This is a genomic window from Arcicella sp. LKC2W, assembly GCF_034931005.1.
GTDB lineage: Bacteria > Bacteroidota > Bacteroidia > Cytophagales > Spirosomataceae > Arcicella.
The window spans coordinates 16,509-34,710 of record NZ_JAYGIN010000018.1; the positions used below are offsets into that span (position 1 = coordinate 16,509).

The 18,202-nt window shown below is 37.6% G+C and carries 9 protein-coding genes; 5 read left to right on the forward strand and 4 right to left on the reverse strand.

Annotated elements, in window-relative coordinates:
* Positions 1-92 precede the first annotated feature (92 nt).
* The 4 genes from VB796_RS15130 to VB796_RS15145 all read right to left on the reverse strand — a co-directional run bounded on the left by VB796_RS15130 (position 93) and on the right by VB796_RS15145 (position 7,021).
* Positions 93-1,514: a RagB/SusD family nutrient uptake outer membrane protein gene (locus VB796_RS15130; protein WP_323347402.1), complete on the reverse strand. Its 1,422-nt coding sequence runs from the start codon at positions 1,512-1,514 to the stop codon at positions 93-95.
* A gap of 137 nt (positions 1,515-1,651) precedes the next feature.
* Entirely contained in the window at positions 1,652-5,218 is a 3,567-nt protein-coding gene (locus VB796_RS15135; RefSeq protein WP_323347403.1) for a TonB-dependent receptor, read from the reverse strand.
* A gap of 45 nt (positions 5,219-5,263) precedes the next feature.
* Complete coding sequence (locus VB796_RS15140) at positions 5,264-6,268, reverse strand: FecR family protein (RefSeq protein ID WP_323347404.1); 1,005 nt, start codon at positions 6,266-6,268, stop codon at positions 5,264-5,266.
* A gap of 60 nt (positions 6,269-6,328) precedes the next feature.
* Positions 6,329-7,021: an RNA polymerase sigma-70 factor gene (locus tag VB796_RS15145; RefSeq protein WP_323347405.1), complete on the reverse strand. Its 693-nt coding sequence runs from the start codon at positions 7,019-7,021 to the stop codon at positions 6,329-6,331.
* Between the two features lie 607 nt (positions 7,022-7,628).
* Here VB796_RS15145 and VB796_RS15150 point away from each other — a divergent pair.
* The 5 genes from VB796_RS15150 to VB796_RS15170 all read left to right on the forward strand — a co-directional run bounded on the left by VB796_RS15150 (position 7,629) and on the right by VB796_RS15170 (position 18,167).
* Positions 7,629-9,266: a polysaccharide lyase gene (locus VB796_RS15150; RefSeq protein ID WP_323347406.1), complete on the forward strand. Its 1,638-nt coding sequence runs from the start codon at positions 7,629-7,631 to the stop codon at positions 9,264-9,266.
* Between the two features lie 102 nt (positions 9,267-9,368).
* Positions 9,369-12,557, forward strand: a complete 3,189-nt coding sequence (locus tag VB796_RS15155; protein ID WP_323347407.1) for a DUF6298 domain-containing protein — start codon at positions 9,369-9,371, stop codon at positions 12,555-12,557.
* Positions 12,558-12,625: 68 nt separating this feature from the next.
* The gene (locus tag VB796_RS15160) at positions 12,626-14,020 is read left to right on the forward strand and encodes a glycoside hydrolase family 140 protein (protein ID WP_323347408.1); all 1,395 of its coding nucleotides are present in this window, start codon (positions 12,626-12,628) and stop codon (positions 14,018-14,020) included.
* 14 nt (positions 14,021-14,034) lie between these two features.
* Positions 14,035-15,129, forward strand: coding sequence for a glycosylase (locus tag VB796_RS15165; RefSeq protein WP_323347409.1), 1,095 nt, complete (start codon positions 14,035-14,037; stop codon positions 15,127-15,129).
* Between the two features lie 512 nt (positions 15,130-15,641).
* Entirely contained in the window at positions 15,642-18,167 is a 2,526-nt protein-coding gene (locus VB796_RS15170) for a right-handed parallel beta-helix repeat-containing protein (RefSeq protein ID WP_323347410.1), read from the forward strand.
* Positions 18,168-18,202 lie beyond the last annotated feature (35 nt).

Here is an 18,202-nt window from a genome sequence, read left to right on the forward strand (position 1 = left end):
CAGATTTACACAGATGTTAAATATTTATCTGTATAAATCTATGTTGGAATCTGTATCCTAATTTTCGTCTTGCAAGAAATACTGTAAACTTATCAATTATAGCCTACATTCTGGGTAATGGCAGGATTTTGAGCTCGTACAATTTGTGGAATTGGTAACAATAATTTATCGTTGGTAATGGCTTTTCCTTTTGGTGCTAATAATGAAACGGCTCTATTAGTACGTTTCAAGTCAAACCAGCGATGAAATTCTAAAGCTAATTCAACTCTGCGTTCATGTTCAACCGCTAAATCAACCGTTCCATAAGCACTTGGGTAGCCAGCTTCTCCAAATTTTGGTAGCCCTGCACGACTTCTTACTAAGTTTAAATAGCTTGGGTCGCCAGTTGCTTCTGATAACATCAACAAAACATCGGCATAACGCAATACCATAAAATTGTTGTTTGATAATGGATTTCCACTGCCTAAAACTGCCGCTGTATGCGTCCATTTGATAGGATATTTTTGGGCGATAAATGTATTTCCGTTATTATATCCCAAAGCAATTGACAAATCTCTACGGGGGTCTTTGCTTTCGTATTCGTTGTATAAATCATCCGTAACTTGATTCATCCCCGAACCGTAAAAGCCCAAGAAATTATTATTAGGGTAAAATGTTTGGTAATATCTGCTATAAGGTGCTGAGGCAGAGCCACCTAAAAATTGAATCTCAAAAATTGACTCCTTCGTATTTTTCACAGTTGGTCCCCAAAGACTTGCGTAAGTTGGCAAAAGAGCATATTGATTACTATTTACCACTTCCTTCAAAACGGTTGCCGCATTCGCTTTGTCGCCCATTGTTAAATATACTTTTCCCAATAAAGTTTGTGCCGCACCCTTTGAGGCACGTCCAACTTTGGCACTTGCAATGGCTGATGACAAAGGCAATTTATCCACTGCAAACAGTAAATCTTTCTTGATTTGCTCATACACCGCTGCTTGTGGCGAACGCAAGATAGCGTAGGCTTCATCGCCCGTTAGTGGCGTAGTTACCAACGGAATATCGCCCCAAGTTTGTACCATATTGAAATAATATAAGGCTCGTAAAAACTGCATTTGAGCTTTTACTTCGTCTTTGTAGGTTGCATTTAAATTTGCTCCTTCAATTTTATTCAACACAATATTAGCACTGAAAATGGCTTTGTAATAATCTTGCCAAAACTGATAAAGCATCGTGTTGGTGGTCATCAAAGAATAATCTTTAAACTGCCATTTATCCGCTTGAATTCCCGAAATATTGAACATAATTGCGTTGTCGCTCATTTGTTCGTTGACATACGAAATAGGTCCTTCGGGATGATATATCGTATAAAGAGAAGCATAAGCTGAATTTACGGCTAATTCAAAATCATCAACCGTTTTGAAATTATCGGCGGTGGCATTTGAAATGGGTGCTAATTCCAGAAAGGAATCACTGCAACTTGTCGCCGTCAAACATAAGGCGAGCAAGATATATAGTTGTTTTATTTTTTTCATTTTCTTTAATATTTGATTGAGGAACTTCCCGAAACAATATCCATTGTGGGTAAATAACTTTCGGGAAGTGATGTGTGCATTTTATACTTCTCGAAAGTTCCTTCTACTTTCGAGAAGTTCTTTCAGAGAATATCTGCCTAAAAATCGAATTTTGCTCCGATGGTAATAACTCTCGGAATTGGATATGAACCATAATCGACACCCACAAAAGCTCCATTTGGTGCATTTCCAGAAGCATTTAATCCACTTGAGGTATTTCCGTTGGCTTCACCTGAGAAACTCGAAGCATTGTAAGTTGTATTTTCTGGGTCATAATTGGTATAGTTACTCCACAAGAAAACATTCTCAGCATTTACATAAAAACGTGCCGTTTTAATCGGTAAATGTCTCATGATTGAGGTAGGAAGTGCATAAGAAACTCGGATGTTTTTCAGACGAACGAAAGAGGCATCTTCAACCCACAAACTACTAAATTGGTCTTGAAAACCTGTTAAACCCAAGGTTGCTCTAAAATGCTGACCATCACCGGGGTTAGCTTCTGAACGCCAACGATTGGCAACACCTTCGTACATATTACGCCCATTGTTCCAAAAACCTGAGTAACGGAAGTTTTGATTCACAATTTCTCCGCCAAATGTTCCTTGAAACATGAATGACAAGTCAATTCCTTTGTATGAAAAAGTATTGGTTAAACCTGCCGTAAAATCGGGCTGATAATTCCCCAAAGTTGTGCGGTCGTCAACCGTAATTTTGCCATCACCGTTTACATCTCTAATAATTGGGTCGCCCGCTTTTGTTGTACTATAATGCGGATAAGCATCTACTGCTGCTTGATTTTTGAAAACGCCATCTACCACATAACCATAGAAATTAGAAATCGGCTGACCCACTTCGGTTTTTACCGTTACCACAAAATCCGTGTAGGTTATTGGGGCGTTGGTTTTCCCTAATTGCAATACTTTATTACGGTTCATACTAAAATTAAAATCAGTTGACCAATTGAATTTTCCTCTTATGTTTTGGGTATTTAGGTTTAATTCAATCCCTGTATTTTCCATTTTACCAATATTGGTTAATTGCGTAGCAAAACCTGTAATATCTGGCACAGGAACGTTTAACAGCATATCATTAGTCGTTGAATTATAATATTCTGCCGATAAACCAATGCGATTATTGAGTGCTTTTAGGTCAATGCCAACGTTAAATTGCGTAGTACGTTCCCATTTCAAATCGGTATTGGCAATGTTGGCAATCGTTAAACCTGGTGTTAAAGTTCCGCCCGAAACATAATTTGAGGAGTTCAATAAACTCTTTGAACCATAATTTGGAATCTGATTATTACCAGCCATTCCGTAACTCACTCTGAATTTCAAGCTATTTACAGCCTTCACATTTTGCATAAAATTCTCATCCGAAACCATCCAAGCACCCGAAACAGAAGGGAAATATCCCCAACGAGTATTAGCTCCAAAACGAGAACTTCCATCACGACGAATGGCGGCGGTTAAAAAATATTTGTTTTGAAAATTATATTGAGCTCTTCCCAAATACGAAAGCATCGACCATTCAGAAGCATTGGTAAAACCGCTTGAAACTACTCCTGCGTTTAGCGTTTCAACTAAATCATTCGGGAAATTTCCAGATGTTAAAGTGGCAAATTCATTGCGTTGACTTTGTGCTGAATAACCCAACAAAACACTTAAATTATGGTCGCCAAAAGATTTTTCGTAGTTTAACGTATTCTCATTCAGCCAGTTAAACGTATAGCCACTGGTAGAATATCCTTCTGCCGCCAAAATACCCGAATAGCCGTAACCTTGTTTATTTACTCGATATGAGTTGTAGCGAGTATTGTACAAATTGGCATTAATGCTGGTTCGTAATTTCAAGCCATCCATTATTTTATATTCCAAAAATGCCGTTCCCAACGTATTGAAAGTCTTGTTTTCTTTGTGAATGTAACGGGTCAAAGAATACGGATGCCATAAATTTAAGTCGTTGAAAGCCACATATTTATTCCAAACAGAGTTGGGGTCACGGTAGCCGATATTACCATTTTCGTTATAAATTGGAAAAATCGGGTCGCTTTGCAAACCCAAACTTACTACATCACTTTTACCTTGCGTTCCGTCGGTACGGTCAAAAATACTGGTTACGCCTAAGTTTAAACCAATCGTAAATTGCTCGCTTAATTGATGTTTAATGTTAGAACGGATGGATAATCTTTTGTAATAATTTTCGTCCAAAACTGCTTGTTGATTCAAATATGAGGCAGAAAACATAAATTGCGTTTTCTCCGTTCCGCCCGAAGCCGATAGTTGAAAGTTTTGCGACGGAGCAACTCTAAACATGACACTTTGCCAATCAGTACCTTTCCCAAATTGTTGCGGGTTTGTCAGAAAATCATCAGGAATACGATACGTTGAAGTACGAACACTATTGGGGTCAGAAGCCTTGTTTTTTGCTGGGTTCAAATCAACCCAAGCATTATTATGGGCATCCACGTAGTAGTCAATCCACTGTTGAGCATCCATCATTTTTACCCTTCTTTCTACGCTTTGCACGCCCGATTCGTAGCCAATATTGAAGGTTGTTTTCCCAACTTTTCCCAATTTGGTTGTTACTAAAATAACGCCATTTGCTCCACGAGAACCATAAATTGCTGCCGAAGAAGCATCTTTCAACACTTCCACCGATTCAATATCTTGCGGATTTATCATATTAAGGTTAAAGTTTTCGAGTGGCACACCATCCACCACAAAAAGTGGATTTGTTCCTGCCGTAATTGAGCTTACACCCCGAATACGAATGATTGGTGAAACCCCAGGAGCCCCTTGTCCTTGCGAGATATTTACGCCCGCAATTTGTCCTGCCAACGCTTGTGTAACATTACTAAAAGAACGGTCTTGAAACTGCTTGAAATTAACCGACGAAACTGCTCCCGAAATGGCTCTTTTGCTTTGCGTTCCGTAACCAACCACAACAACTTCGTCCAATGATTTTTGGTCAATCATCAGCGAAACAGCAAATGAAGTGCGTTTGCCAACGGTAATTTCTTGTTTTCCATAACCTACATAACTAAAAATTAATACCGCATTTTCGTCAGGAACGGAGAGTTTAAACTGTCCATTTTCGTCTGAACTTGTACCTTTATTCGTGCCTTTTATCGTGATATTTACACCTGCCAAAATATTGCCTTTGTCGTCAGTAATTTTTCCAAAAACGGTTTGTTCATTTACAGCAAGGACAGCAGTTTTTTCCACAATCTGTAAATCGGCATTAGGATTTTTGGGGTTGATGGTGATTCCGTTTTCTTGAAATCGAGCATTGGATTCAGCCCTCTCTTTGCCTGATTTTTCTTCCAAAATCATATAAGAAGTCTTATTGATTTTTTTATAAGTCAGTCCGAACGGTGATAATAAACGTTCTAAATTTTGATTGAGATTTTTCTCAGCCGAATAAACGTTTGTTTTTACAGAAAACCGCTCAACCGACTTCAATTCGTACATTATTTCAATGCCATAATGATTTTTTAATAATTGGATTGCATCCTTTAATTTGATATTTGACTCCGTTTGAGCCTCACTTTGCGGATGAATTTGCTTACTCGAAGCATACGCCTGCGACCAGCAGGGCTGTTTTGCCACAAGCAAAAGCGTAACCATTAAACCCACCTGAGCGGTTTTGTGTATTCGTTTTTTCATAGTATATTTTATTTGAAAGATTGTTTGACGTTTTGGGTGAGGTTGTTAATATTCAGACAAAATGACTTGATTACCCTGTCTGACCACATTGATATTCAATAATTCTGAAATTGTTTTTAGTAATTCATCAACATTTTCTGCTCTGAATGAACCCATTAGCACTCTTTGAGATAATTCATCGCCTTTTATTTCTACGGTCAATCCATAGTTTTCTTCCAAAAGATAGCCTACTTCTTGCAGGGTGGTTTCTTCAAAAACGAAGCGATTGTCTTTCGTTTCAACATTTTGAGGTTTGATAAGGGCGACTTTTTTATGAATATGGTTTTGGTTATCCAAACTGACCAATTCGCCAGGTTTCATAATAAGCTGTTTTTTCGTATTTCCTTCGGTGTATTCTATTCTGACTTTCCCTTTTTTCAAGACCACTTTTGAACCCTGCTGACGAGCGTAAACAGAAAACTCTGTTCCCAAAACAACCACTTCGAAATGATTTTCAGATTTTACGATAAACTGCTGATTATCAAGGGTATGTTTTACAGAAAAACTGGCTTCACCCGTCAAAAAAACTTCTCTATTTTCTGAACCAAATCCCCAACGAGCTAAACGTAAAGTAGAATTTTCATTTAAAACTGCTTTACTGCCATCGGGCAAATTAATTGCCTGACTTTCACCAATTTGAGTTCTATACGTTTGATAATAAAGGTGATTTCTAAAAACAAAAGTTAAGAGTCCCAAACATAAAAAAATAGATGCCGCAACTGCCCATTTGTACCAACGTTGAGAATGGCGGTTCTCGTTGTCACTGTTAAAAGGAGAGGTAAGTATTGCCGTTTCCTGACCAATTTCCATGAAGCCAATAAATTGGTTCAAAGATTCTTCGGTATCAGGTAAATATTGTAAATTATGGTGTTCCCACTGTTCGAGCCATTGGTAATAAAGCTCTTCATTTTTCTCCTCTTTCAGCCAATCATTAATAAGTTGGCGTTGCAAAGGGGAAGTTTTTCGAGCAAAATGGTTGAATAGTAATTCTTTGGTTATATTCGTATTCATTGGAAATCCTTTTTTTGTAAAGTGTTCATCATTAGGTAATTGGATTAATCATTTTATCACTTAATCCATTTTACTCATCATCATAATTAGTACACTTGCCAACCAATGTTGTTGTAAACCTTTGCGTAGAAGTGATAAAGCCTTTCCAATATGAGCTTCGACTGTTTTCTGAGAAAGTTGTAATTCCTCAGCTATTTCGTGGTATTTTTTTCCTTCAAAACGATTCATTAAAAATACCTTTCTGCATTGTGGCGTTAGTGATTCTACTAAATTTTCAACTTGCTGTAAAATTTCTTCAAATTGCGTAATATCATCGGGGCGTTGACCGACTGAAATTTCTTTGGAGTATGCTGCATCAATACCTTCTAACCCTTTAAATTCTGAACGAATATGATTTAATGCCTCATTTCTAACGCAACGAAAGAGGTACATTCGATAGGAAGTTGTAACCGATAAATAAGTTTTATTTTTCCAGAATCGACAAAAAACTTCGCTCACCAAATCTTCCGCAATGGCTTTTGAATAAACAAAACGAACGGCATGACTACACAAAATTTTGTGATAACGACGAAATAATAATTCACAGCCTTTTTGTGGATTTTCCGCAAAAGCATTCCGAATTAATAGCTCTGCATCATAGAAAACCAGTTTTCCATTTTTATTGTCTTCATCATTTTCATTCATCAGCTTGATAAAATCATCGGGCTGATTAATAAATTCTGGTGCGATTGTTGGATTTACGACCATTTTCATAAGCTATGATTTAATCAATTTTTTCTTTGAATTATTCAATTGGTAATAAGAAGACACAATCTGTACAAAATACCCTTAATCGTTTTTGACTTATTTTTCAGTTGTTTTACGATAGTATTGAAACTGTTTACAAAAAATGGATGATTTGATCTTTATCAGCAATAGCCCAAAAACAAGTAAATTACCAAACAAAGGTACTTCTCCTAAAAAGTGCTTTTTTGTATTATTTTTTCTTTGTATTGTACCTTGTTGTCTAAATAAGAAAGGAAGAATTAGACTGTTAAAATGGAGATAAATATTGAATCAGAAAATTATGAAAGGATGAATAGTAATAAAATTTAGGCTAATTGTCTATGAGATAAGATATTACATATATTTTTATAATAGCCAAAATTAAGCAATGGCAAGGCAGGATAGATAAGATTTGAAATGTAAAATTGATTCTTGAAATAGTACAAAGATAAAATCATATAATTTGTAGAGAAAATTGTATATCGTGTAGCATTTTATTCGTAGTAATTTTGAATCAAAATACGAACTTATCAAATCAGTGCATCAACAGATAGGGTAAATTATCATTTCAACTTTTGATTTTATTAATAGAACAATGAAAAAACGTAACTTAATTTTTCTAATCCTTATCAGCTTATTAGGAGGTAAAAATACATCTTTTGCACAGTATCCAGCTATTCCAGATTCTGTACAAAAAGCCAGTGACGCTTTATTAAAAGAAACATGGCGTTTGTCGGATATTGCATGGCAAAAAGCATGGAAAACCATTCAATATGATGCCACTCATGGCAAACCTTACATTCCTTGGGCGGCTCGTCCGATTGACTTACCACAGGCTGAAATTCCTGCTTTTCCAGGAGCAGAAGGCGGTGGAGCGTATTCATTTGGTGGACGTGGTGGAAAAGTATTTGTAGTAACAAATTTGAATGATGACGGCGAAGGTAGTCTTCGTTGGGCGTGCGAACAAGGTGGTGCAAGAGTGGTCGTATTCAACGTTTCGGGCATTATTCGCATCAAAAGACCTTTAATTATTAGAGCTCCGTACATTACGATTGCAGGTCAAACTGCCCCTGGCGATGGCGTTTGTGTGGCGGGCGAATCGGTTTGGATTAATACGCACGATGTTGTCATTCGTTTCATGCGTTTTCGTAGAGGAGAAACCAATGTGGGACGTAGAGACGACTCAATTGGCGGAAATCCAATCGGAAATATTATGATTGACCATGTGTCGGCAAGTTGGGGTTTAGATGAAAATATGTCGATGTATCGCCACATGTATAATGACAGTACAGGCAAAATTGAAGATAAATTACCAACAGTAAATATTACGATTCAAAATTCGATTTTTTCGGAAGCATTAGATACTTGGAATCACGCTTTTGGCAGTACACTTGGAGGAGAAAATTGTACATTTATGCGTAACCTTTGGGCAGATAATGCAGGACGTAATCCTTCTATTGGTTGGTTCGGAATTTTCAATTTTACCAATAACGTAATGTTCAATTGGGTACACCGTTCAATTGATGGGGGTGATTACCGTGCTATGTACAATATTATCAATAATTATTTTAAACCCGGCCCACAAACACCGAAAGATTCACCGATTAGTTATCGTATTTTAAAACCAGAATCAGGACGTAGTAAATTGAAATATCTGACCTATGGTCGTGCTTATGTGTCGGGTAATATTGTGGAAGGAAATGAGCGAGTAACCAAAGATAATTGGAACGGAGGCGTGCAAGTAGAAGACCATGCAAATGCCGATAAATACATTGACTCTATCCGTTGGAAGAAACCTTTGCCGATGCCTACTAATATAACCATTTTACCCACAAAAGTTGCTCATGATTATGTTTTAGCAAATGCAGGGGCAATTTTGCCAAAACGTGATGCTGTGGATACTCGTGTAATTGAACAAGTGAAAACAGGAAAAATCAAGATTTCAAAAGAAGTAACCTTGCCAACTTCGCAATTTAAACACCGTCGTTTGCCGATTGATTCTTATAAAAATGGCATTATTACCGAAATTGCCCAAGTTGGCGGTTATCCTGTTTATCAAGGAATGCCTTACAAAGACAGCGATAATGACGGAATGCCCGATGTTTGGGAAACAAAAAATGGCTTAAATCCCAAAGATGCCAGCGATGCGGTAAAGGATAAAAATAACGACGGTTACACTAATATTGAAGAATATTTGAACAGTGTGGTATCTGTAAAAACGGTGAAACCGTAACACAGACTTCAGTCTGTAAATAATTAGATAATCCTTTAGATTTATTTTTTCTTAGTCTTACGGTTACGATTCAAATACAGACTGAAGTCTGTGTTACCCTCTATGAATAAATTCCTTTATTTAATTACCTTTTTCGTACTTACCTCAACGCATTCTTTTTCACAAAAAAAGAAAGAACAAGCACCCTTATCACCCATTTTTTTGGGCGATAAGGGTAAATTGGCTTATACCCCAGACGCTCAAGGAAATCGAATTCCTGATTTTTCTTATTGTGGGTATATGGCAAGTGAAAAGTCAATTCCAACGATTGAGGCGAAGGTTTTTGTGAAAAGTCACAAAGGAGATGCTACCCAAAGAATCCAGTCAGCGATTGATTTTGTGGCAAATTTACCGTTGGATAATAATGGGTTTCGGGGAGCGGTGCAATTGGATAAAGGGCAATTTGAGGTTAAAGGAAATTTACAAATTAGAACTTCTGGGATTGTATTGAGAGGATTTGGGAAAAATGAAACCATTATTTTGGGTTCAGGAGATTCAAGAGAAACCTTGATAAATATGAAAGGGAAAAATGATAAAACCCTTGAAAATGCTGTAAAAATTACGAATGCTTATGTTCCTGTAAATGCTCAAAAAATAAATGTTGCAGATATTTCGCCTTTTAAAATTGGAGACAAAATCATTATCAAACGCCCCTCTACTAAAGAATGGATTGAGCAACTCAAAACCGACCATTTTGGCGGTGGCGTAACTGCCTTAGGTTGGAAACCCAATCAAAGAGATTTATTTTGGGATAGAACAATTACTGCCATAAATGCCAATGAAATTACGTTGGATGTTCCATTAACAACCGCATTAGACTCTATTTATGGCGGTGGTACGGTTTCAAATTATACTTGGAATGGGCGTATTTCAAATGTTGGGATTGAAAATTTGCAATTAATTTCTTCGTATGATAAAACAAATCTGAAAGACGAAGACCACCGTTGGATGGCAATTTCTTTTGAAAATGTAAGTGATGCTTGGGTCAGACAAACTACTTTCAAGCATTTTGCGGGTTCGGCAGTTAATATTTTAGCTACCGCCAAACGCATTACAGTTGAAGATTGTATCTCGACAGAACCCATTTCTGAGATTGGCGGTCAGCGGAGATACACGTTTTTTACGACAGGACAACAAACGCTTTTTCAACGAATTTATACCGAAAATGGCTACCATGATTTTGCCGTAGGTTATTGTGCTACTGGTCCAAATGCCTTTGTGCAATGCGAGTCAAAAACGCCTTTTAGTTTTAGCGGAACGATTGATAGTTGGGCTTCGGGCGTATTATTTGATATTGTAAATGTAGATGGAAATGCCATCCGTTTTGCCAATCGTGGACAAGACGGACAAGGGGCTGGTTGGTCGGCAGCGAATAGTGTTTTGTGGCAATGTTCGGCTTCGATGGTGGAATGTGCCAAGCCTCCAACGGCTCAAAATTGGGCGTTTGGTACGTGGTCTCAATTTGCAGGAGACGGACATTGGGAGATGTCAAATGAACACATCAAACCTCGCAGTCTGTTTTATGCACAATTGAAAGACCGTTTAGGAAATGAAGTAGAAAATCGCACTTTTTTGATGCCAACCTTAACGGAAGCATCCAGTAGTCCGAAAGTGGAAGTAGCAATGGGATTAACTAAAAACGCTGTAAATCAAGCATTTACTTTGCAGGAATTTATTGTTGGACGAATGTCGTCACAAGTGTTACCATTGTCTGTGTCTCCACAGACGATTGGAGTGTTGCCGTTGTCTGTGTCTCCGCAGACGATTGGAGTGTTGCCATTGTCTGTGTCTCCACAGACGATTGGACGACTGTCGTCTGTGGGGACACAGACAACGGCAATCATGCAAATCAAAAATGGTTGGTTGGTACGTGGCGATGAGATTTTGACAGGTAGAAAACAAGACGTTCCTTGGTGGTCGGGCGTAGCTCGTCCGCATGGATTGGCAACGGCAAAACCGCACATCACTCGCTTTGTACCAGGGCAAACTGGAACAGGTTTAACCGATGATTTAGCGGAATTAACCGATTGGATGAAGCAAAATAACGTTACGGTTTTAGACCACAATTATGGACTTTGGTACGATAGACGAAGAGACGACCACGAGCGAATCCGTAGAATGGATGGCGAGGTTTGGACACCTTTTTATGAATTACCTTTTGCCAGAAGTGGGCAAGAAACCGCTTGGGACGGGTTGAGTAAATACGATTTGACGAAATATAATAAATGGTATTGGAGCAGATTAAAGCAATTTGCCGACTTGGCAGACCAGAAAAATTTGGTACTGATTCATCAAAATTATTTTCAACATAACATCATCGAAGCAGGGGCTCATTATGCTGATTTCCCTTGGCGACCTGCCAATAATATTAACAACACTGGTTTCCCTGAGCCTGTGCCGTATGCGGGCGACAAACGGATTTTTATGGCGGAACAATTTTATGACATTTCGCACCCAATTCGCCGCAAAATTCATCGTGATTATATCAGAAAATGCTTGTCAAATTTCGCTGAAAATTCGGGTGTAATTCAATTGATTGGAGCTGAATATACAGGTCCTTTGCATTTTGTAGAATTTTGGATTGATGTTATTAGAGAATGGGAGAAAGAAACTGGCAAAAAAGTTACCATCGGATTAAGCACTACGAAAGATGTACAAGATGCGATTTTAGCCGACAAAATACGCTCAAAAACCATTGATTTGATAGATATTCGTTATTGGCATAATCAATTTAATGGTACAATTTACGAACCAAAAGGCGGACAAAATCTTGCTCCACGACAACACGCACGCTTATTGAACCCTAAACGCTCGTCGTTTGAACAGATTTATAAAGCAGTACATGAATACCGTCAAAAGTTCCCTGAAAAAGCCGTGATTTATTCGAGTGATAGTTTTGAATCCAATGGTTGGGCGGTTTTTATGGCAGGTGGTTCGTTAGCCAATTTACCCCAAAATTTACCTCCTGATTTTTTGAAAAATACCTCAGAAATGAATGTAATTGAATTAGTAGGTAATCCTAAAAATCAGTGGGCATTAGGGTATTTAGGCAAAAATTACATCATCTATACAGAAACGGCTGAGAGTACGAGTTTAGATTTAACCAATTTCACAGGTGATTTTATCGTAAATTATATCAACCCCAAAGACGGAAAATTATTGGAAAATCCAGCAATAATTCAAGGGGGAAAAGCAGTAGAATTAAACGGTAAAAACGCAATGCCAACGGTAATATGGATTACAAAAAAGTAACACAGACTTTAGTCTGTAAATGAAAATTGGGTACAGACTAAAGTCTGTGTTACTAAAAAACCTTAAAAATGACCAATAAAATAATCACCATTTTCCTCTTTGGGATTCTCATTTTATCACAAAATATTTTTGCCCAACCCTTACCTGATTTACAGGTTTCGCCCAACAAACGTTTTTTACAAACCAAAGACGGCAAACCATTTTTCTGGTTAGGAGATACAGGTTGGCTTTTGTTCTCAAAACTTACCAGAGAAGAAGCTATTCAATATTTAGACGACCGAAAAGCCAAAGGTTTTAATGTAATTCAAGCGATGGGCTTGCATACTTTGGGCGTTGTAAATATGTACGGAGATTCTGCTTTGGTGGGAAAAAATATTGCAAAACCAAAAATTACCAAGGGTGATTCTTTTACTGATGCTACTCAATATGACTTCTGGAATCATGTTGATTTTGTGATAGAACAAGCCGAAAAAAGAGGAATCTATATTGGTTTTGTACCAGTTTGGGGCGGAAACGTAAAAGATGGTCGTGTAACTGAAAATCAAGCTAAAAGCTATGCTGAATTTTTAGCAAAAAGATATGCAAAACGCAGTAATATTATTTGGTTGAACGGTGGCGATATTAAAGGAAGTGAGTCGATAAATATTTGGAATGTTATCGGAAATACGCTTCGTAAAATTGACAAAAAACATTTAATTACCTTTCACCCAAGAGGACGTTCTTCTTCATCTGAATGGTTTCATCAAGAAAAATGGATGGACTTTAATATGGTACAATCGGGTCATAGGACGTATGCACAGGATACTTCGGCAAATGAAAAATTACATTATGGCGAAGACAATTGGAAATATATCAAAACGGATTATGAACTCCGTCCTACATTGCCAACAATTGACGGAGAACCGTCTTATGAAGGTATTCCGCACGGTTTACACGATGTTACACAACCTCGGTGGACGGCTGCTGATGTGCGTCGATATGGCTATTGGTCGGTTTTTGCAGGAGCATTTGGTTATACTTACGGACAAAATTCAGTGATGCAAATGTTTAGAACCCTTACCAATGAAGATACGTCTTTTGGACCATTAGAAATTTGGTCAGAAGGCATAAAAGCAGTAGGTTCTGGACAAATACAATATTTGAAAAAACTATTCTTATCAAAACCTTATTTTGAGCGAATTCCAGACCAAAGTTTAGTCGTGAATCAAGGCGAAAAGTATGATTATATTGTGGCAACTCGTGGTAAAAAATATGCTTTTTTATACACTTATACAGGACGAAATTTTACGGTTAATTTAGGAAAAATAGAAGGTAACTCTTTGAAGGCAACTTGGTATAATCCAAGAAATGGAAAAGGAATGATGATTGGAAGTTTTCCTAACAAGGGAACAAGAGAATTTAATCCACCTGCCGAACCCAAAGATGGAAATGATTGGGTTTTAATTTTATCCTCTGTACAATAAGTAGAACATTACCCATGAAAAAATATCTTTTACTGATTACAATTTTATTAAGTTTTAAAACCTTTGCCCAACCCTCAAAAGTGGTTTCGCAAGAGAAAATGAATGCACTTTATCAGGAAATAAAAACGCCTTATAAATACGGTTTGGTACTCACTCCTTCCGATAATTCTTTAAAGATGGATTGTCCGACGGTTTTCAGAAAAGGCAAAAAATGGTACATGACTTATCTGACTTTTGGGGGAAGAGGTTATGAAACATGGCTTGCCAAAAGTAATGATTTATTAAATTGGAAGTCAATCGGGCGAATTATGTCCTTCACCGATTCCACCGAATGGGACGGTAATCAAAAAGCAGGATATTTGGCTCTACAGGACATTAATTGGGGCGGTTCATACCAACTCAATAAGTATAAAGGCAACTATTGGATGTCCTATTTTGGGGGTAAATCTGCTGGTTATGAGGCTGGCGATTTGTCGATTGGTATTGCTCATACTACTCAAAATCCAAGTAAAGTACACGAATGGGAACGTCTAAAATCGCCCGTTTTGACCTCCCAAGATAAAGATGTGCGTTGGTGGGAAAATCGAAAACTATTTAAAAGTACAGTCATCGAAGACAAAGACCGTTTGACGGGTCATCAGTTTGTGATGTACTATAATGCTAATGGAGATTCGGCGATGAATAACAAAAAAACACGTTGGTTTGAACGCATCGGCATAGCAGTTTCTGACAATATGACTACTTGGCAACGCATGATTACCGACCCAATTGTGCATCATCCCGTTGGCATTACGGGCGACCCAGTGATTCAAAAAATCGGAGATATTTACGTGATGTTTTACTTTGGAGCGTTCTGGAAAGACCGAAAAGGCTCATTTAATCGCTTTGCCGCTTCGTATAATTTAACCGATTGGACAGATTGGAACGGTGATAATTTAGTAGAATCTTCTGAAAATTACGATAATCTATACGCTCATAAATCTTACGTTGTGAAACACAAAGGCGTAGTTTATCATTTTTATTGTGCCGTAAATAAAGACGACCAACGAGGTATTGCCATTGCCACATCCAAAGATTTAGGGAAAAGTAATAAGGCGTTTGTGAAATAACAAACGGAACTATGTAGAATTTGGCGGAATTGTCCTCGACTACCCGCTGACAGGGTTTTCAACCGCTGTCAGGGGTATGTACGAATCCCTGACAGCGGTTGAAAACCCTGTCAGCGGATGTTCGCCAAATATTGAATAGTTACAATAATAAATTGCACTATTTAAATCTATTCATGTTGCAATAGAATGGAACTATAAACTATTTGGCACATGATAAAAAATTAGGACACAGATTTTGACAGATTTTAGTAAATTTTATCTGTGAAAATCTGTGTTGGAACATCTGTGGAATCCGTGTACTAATATTTGTACCAAATTGTTTATAGTTACGAAACAGAATCCTTTCAAAACCTTATTTATCTACGAATCTTTCCTCAAAAAACACCCCAAATTATCTAAGACAACATTGTATAATACATTGAGAAAATGGTACAAACAAAGGTTTGGTCAGTCGGCTATCTTTGTGATTCAATTTATACTTTTTTTGCCATATTTTTCGGTGATATTATTAGATGAAAATTCCTTTTATCAAAACACTCGTTGCTTTTTGTAACGTTTTTTTTGTATTCTGTTTTGTTAGTTTTGGACAAAGTGTTGAAATTTGGGTTTCAACAACAGGTTTGGATACTAACAGCGGTACAAAAGATAAACCGTTGGCAAGCCTCAATATGGCATTGCGAAAGGTCAGGGAGTTGCGTCGTGTGTCGGATGCATCAATTGTACAAGGTGTACATATTTATCTTAAAAATGGTTTTTATCCATTAACAGAAACGGTATTTATCAGACCCGAAGATTCGGGTAATGCTGATAGTCCAACCATTATTTCTTCTGCACCAAATGAACAGGCTATTTTAAGTGGTGGAGTTGCCATAAAATCATGGCGAAAACTTACTGAAAAATTAATTGGATTACCTAAGGAGGCAGTCGGTAAGGTTTGGATTGCCGATGTGCCAAATTGGGATGGAAGACCCCTTGAATTCAGACAGTTATGGGTCAACAGTCGGAAAGGGGTTCGGGCAAAAGATACGCCAAAATCTGCAATGAATAGAATTTTATCGTGGAATAGAAAAGAAGAATATTGTTGGATTCCAACGCCAAAATTTGATGGCATAGCCAAGGAGTCTGAGGTAGAAATGTTCATTCATCAATGGTGGGAAATTGCCAATTTGAGAATAAAAAACATTGATATTCAGGGCGATAGCACAAAATTGACCTTTCATCAACCCGAAAGCCGTATTCAGTCGGAACACCCTTGGCCTGCTCCTTGGATTTCAAAAGAAACAGGAAATTCTGCTTATTATTTAACTAATGCCATTCAATTTTTGAATGAAGCAGGCGAATGGTTTTTGGATAGAAAAGCCAATAAAATTTATTACTTACCTCTACCTCATGAAAATATGCAAGAAGCAACCGCCATTGCTCCTGCATTAGAAACGCTTCTAAAAATCGAAGGGACAATTGACCATCCTGTTTCGTATATTTTCTTCCAAAATTTAGCTTTTCAACACAGCACTTGGTTACGTCCTTCCACACACGGACACGTTCCGCATCAGGCTGGAATGTATATGTTGGATGCTTATAAACTGAAAATTGCAGGTACGCCCGACAAAAAGACCTTAGAAAATCAGGCTTGGGTGGGTCGCCCAGCGGCGGCGGTACAATCGTCTTTTTCCAATCATGTTAATGTTGAAAATTGTAGTTTTGAACATCTTGCTTCCACAGGTTTGGATTTTCATAAAGGTGTTTTTGACAATAAAATCAAGGGAAATTTATTCAAAGATATTGGCGGAACGGGGATTCAAGTAGGCGTTTTTTCGGATGAATCTACCGAAATACATTTGCCTTATAATCCGAGTGATTCGAGAGAAATTACGAATAATGTGGTCATTTCTAATAACCTTATTACCGATGTTAGCAATGAAGATTGGGGCTGTGTGGGTATTGGAGCAGGTTTTGTAAGCGGAATTAACATCGAACATAACGAAATTAATAACGTTTCTTATTCGGGAATTAGCATGGGTTGGGGTTGGACTCGCACGGTAAATGCAATGAAAAATAATCGAATTTTTGCTAATAAAATTCATCACTACGGAAAGCATAATTACGACTGTGCTGGCATTTATACGTTATCGGCTCAGCCGAATACTATCATTGCCGAAAACTACATCGACAGCATTTATAAAGCTCCGTTTGCTCACATTCCAAACCATTGGTTTTATTTATATACCGATGAAGGCTCGTCGTACATGACGATAAAAGACAATTGGACACCTTCTGAAAAATATCTCCAAAATGCCAATGGTCCGGGAAATACTTGGGAAAATAACGGTTCGTTGGTGGTAGATTCTATCAAGCAAAAAGCGGGATTGCAGAAACCATTCCGTCAATTATTACAATCCAACGTTTCGGCAGATAAAAATTGGCTCATCAACAAAGAAAAGCCCGTCGTTATTGAGTTGATTGTAGATGCAAAACAACCTTTCGATTTACAAACATTGAAGGCAATTATGGCAAAAAGTAAGGTCAAGAAAGAAGCCTTATTTCAATGGGAAAATCACTACGTTATTTTCGATAAAGTACAGGATTTGTTTTTGCTTCGGGAACGTTTGAAAACGGCTTTTCCATTGGTAAAAATCAAAACCTATGATGATTATTTCTACGAATTTAATCGAGAAAATTGTGGTGAAAAACCCTCTACAAAAGAGCAAACGCATATTGTATTAACCGCCAATTTAGTGGCTGATACAACGCTTCAACGTGAATATTTAACCTACCATGCCAACCAATTTAAGGATTGGGCAGAGGTTTCCAAAGGCTTTTGCAAAGCAGATTTTCAGCAATTATTGATTTATAAAAATGGTCGCCAATTGATGCTAATTATTAGCATTCCGAAGGGCGAAAGTTTAGATAAACTCAATCCCAAAACCACTGAAAATAATCCACGAGTAAACGATTGGAATACCTTAATGCAAAAATATCAAGAAGGTATTGAAGGCAAAAAAAAAGGCGAAACGTGGGTGTTTTTGAAAGAAATATGAGTTGGATTAACTTCCCGAAAGTTCTAAAACTTTCG

Excerpts from the sequence above, each read along its gene's own strand:
- VB796_RS15130 (WP_323347402.1), bottom strand. The coding sequence starts at position 1,514 with ATGAAAAAAATAAAACAACTATATATCTTGCTCGCCTTATGTTTGACG.
- VB796_RS15135 (WP_323347403.1), bottom strand. The coding sequence starts at position 5,218 with ATGAAAAAACGAATACACAAAACCGCTCAGGTGGGTTTAATGGTTACG.
- VB796_RS15140 (WP_323347404.1), bottom strand. The coding sequence starts at position 6,268 with ATGAATACGAATATAACCAAAGAATTACTATTCAACCATTTTGCTCGA.
- VB796_RS15145 (WP_323347405.1), bottom strand. The coding sequence starts at position 7,021 with ATGAAAATGGTCGTAAATCCAACAATCGCACCAGAATTTATTAATCAG.
- VB796_RS15150 (WP_323347406.1), top strand. The coding sequence starts at position 7,629 with ATGAAAAAACGTAACTTAATTTTTCTAATCCTTATCAGCTTATTAGGA.
- VB796_RS15155 (WP_323347407.1), top strand. The coding sequence starts at position 9,369 with ATGAATAAATTCCTTTATTTAATTACCTTTTTCGTACTTACCTCAACG.
- VB796_RS15160 (WP_323347408.1), top strand. The coding sequence starts at position 12,626 with ATGACCAATAAAATAATCACCATTTTCCTCTTTGGGATTCTCATTTTA.
- VB796_RS15165 (WP_323347409.1), top strand. The coding sequence starts at position 14,035 with ATGAAAAAATATCTTTTACTGATTACAATTTTATTAAGTTTTAAAACC.
- VB796_RS15170 (WP_323347410.1), top strand. The coding sequence starts at position 15,642 with ATGAAAATTCCTTTTATCAAAACACTCGTTGCTTTTTGTAACGTTTTT.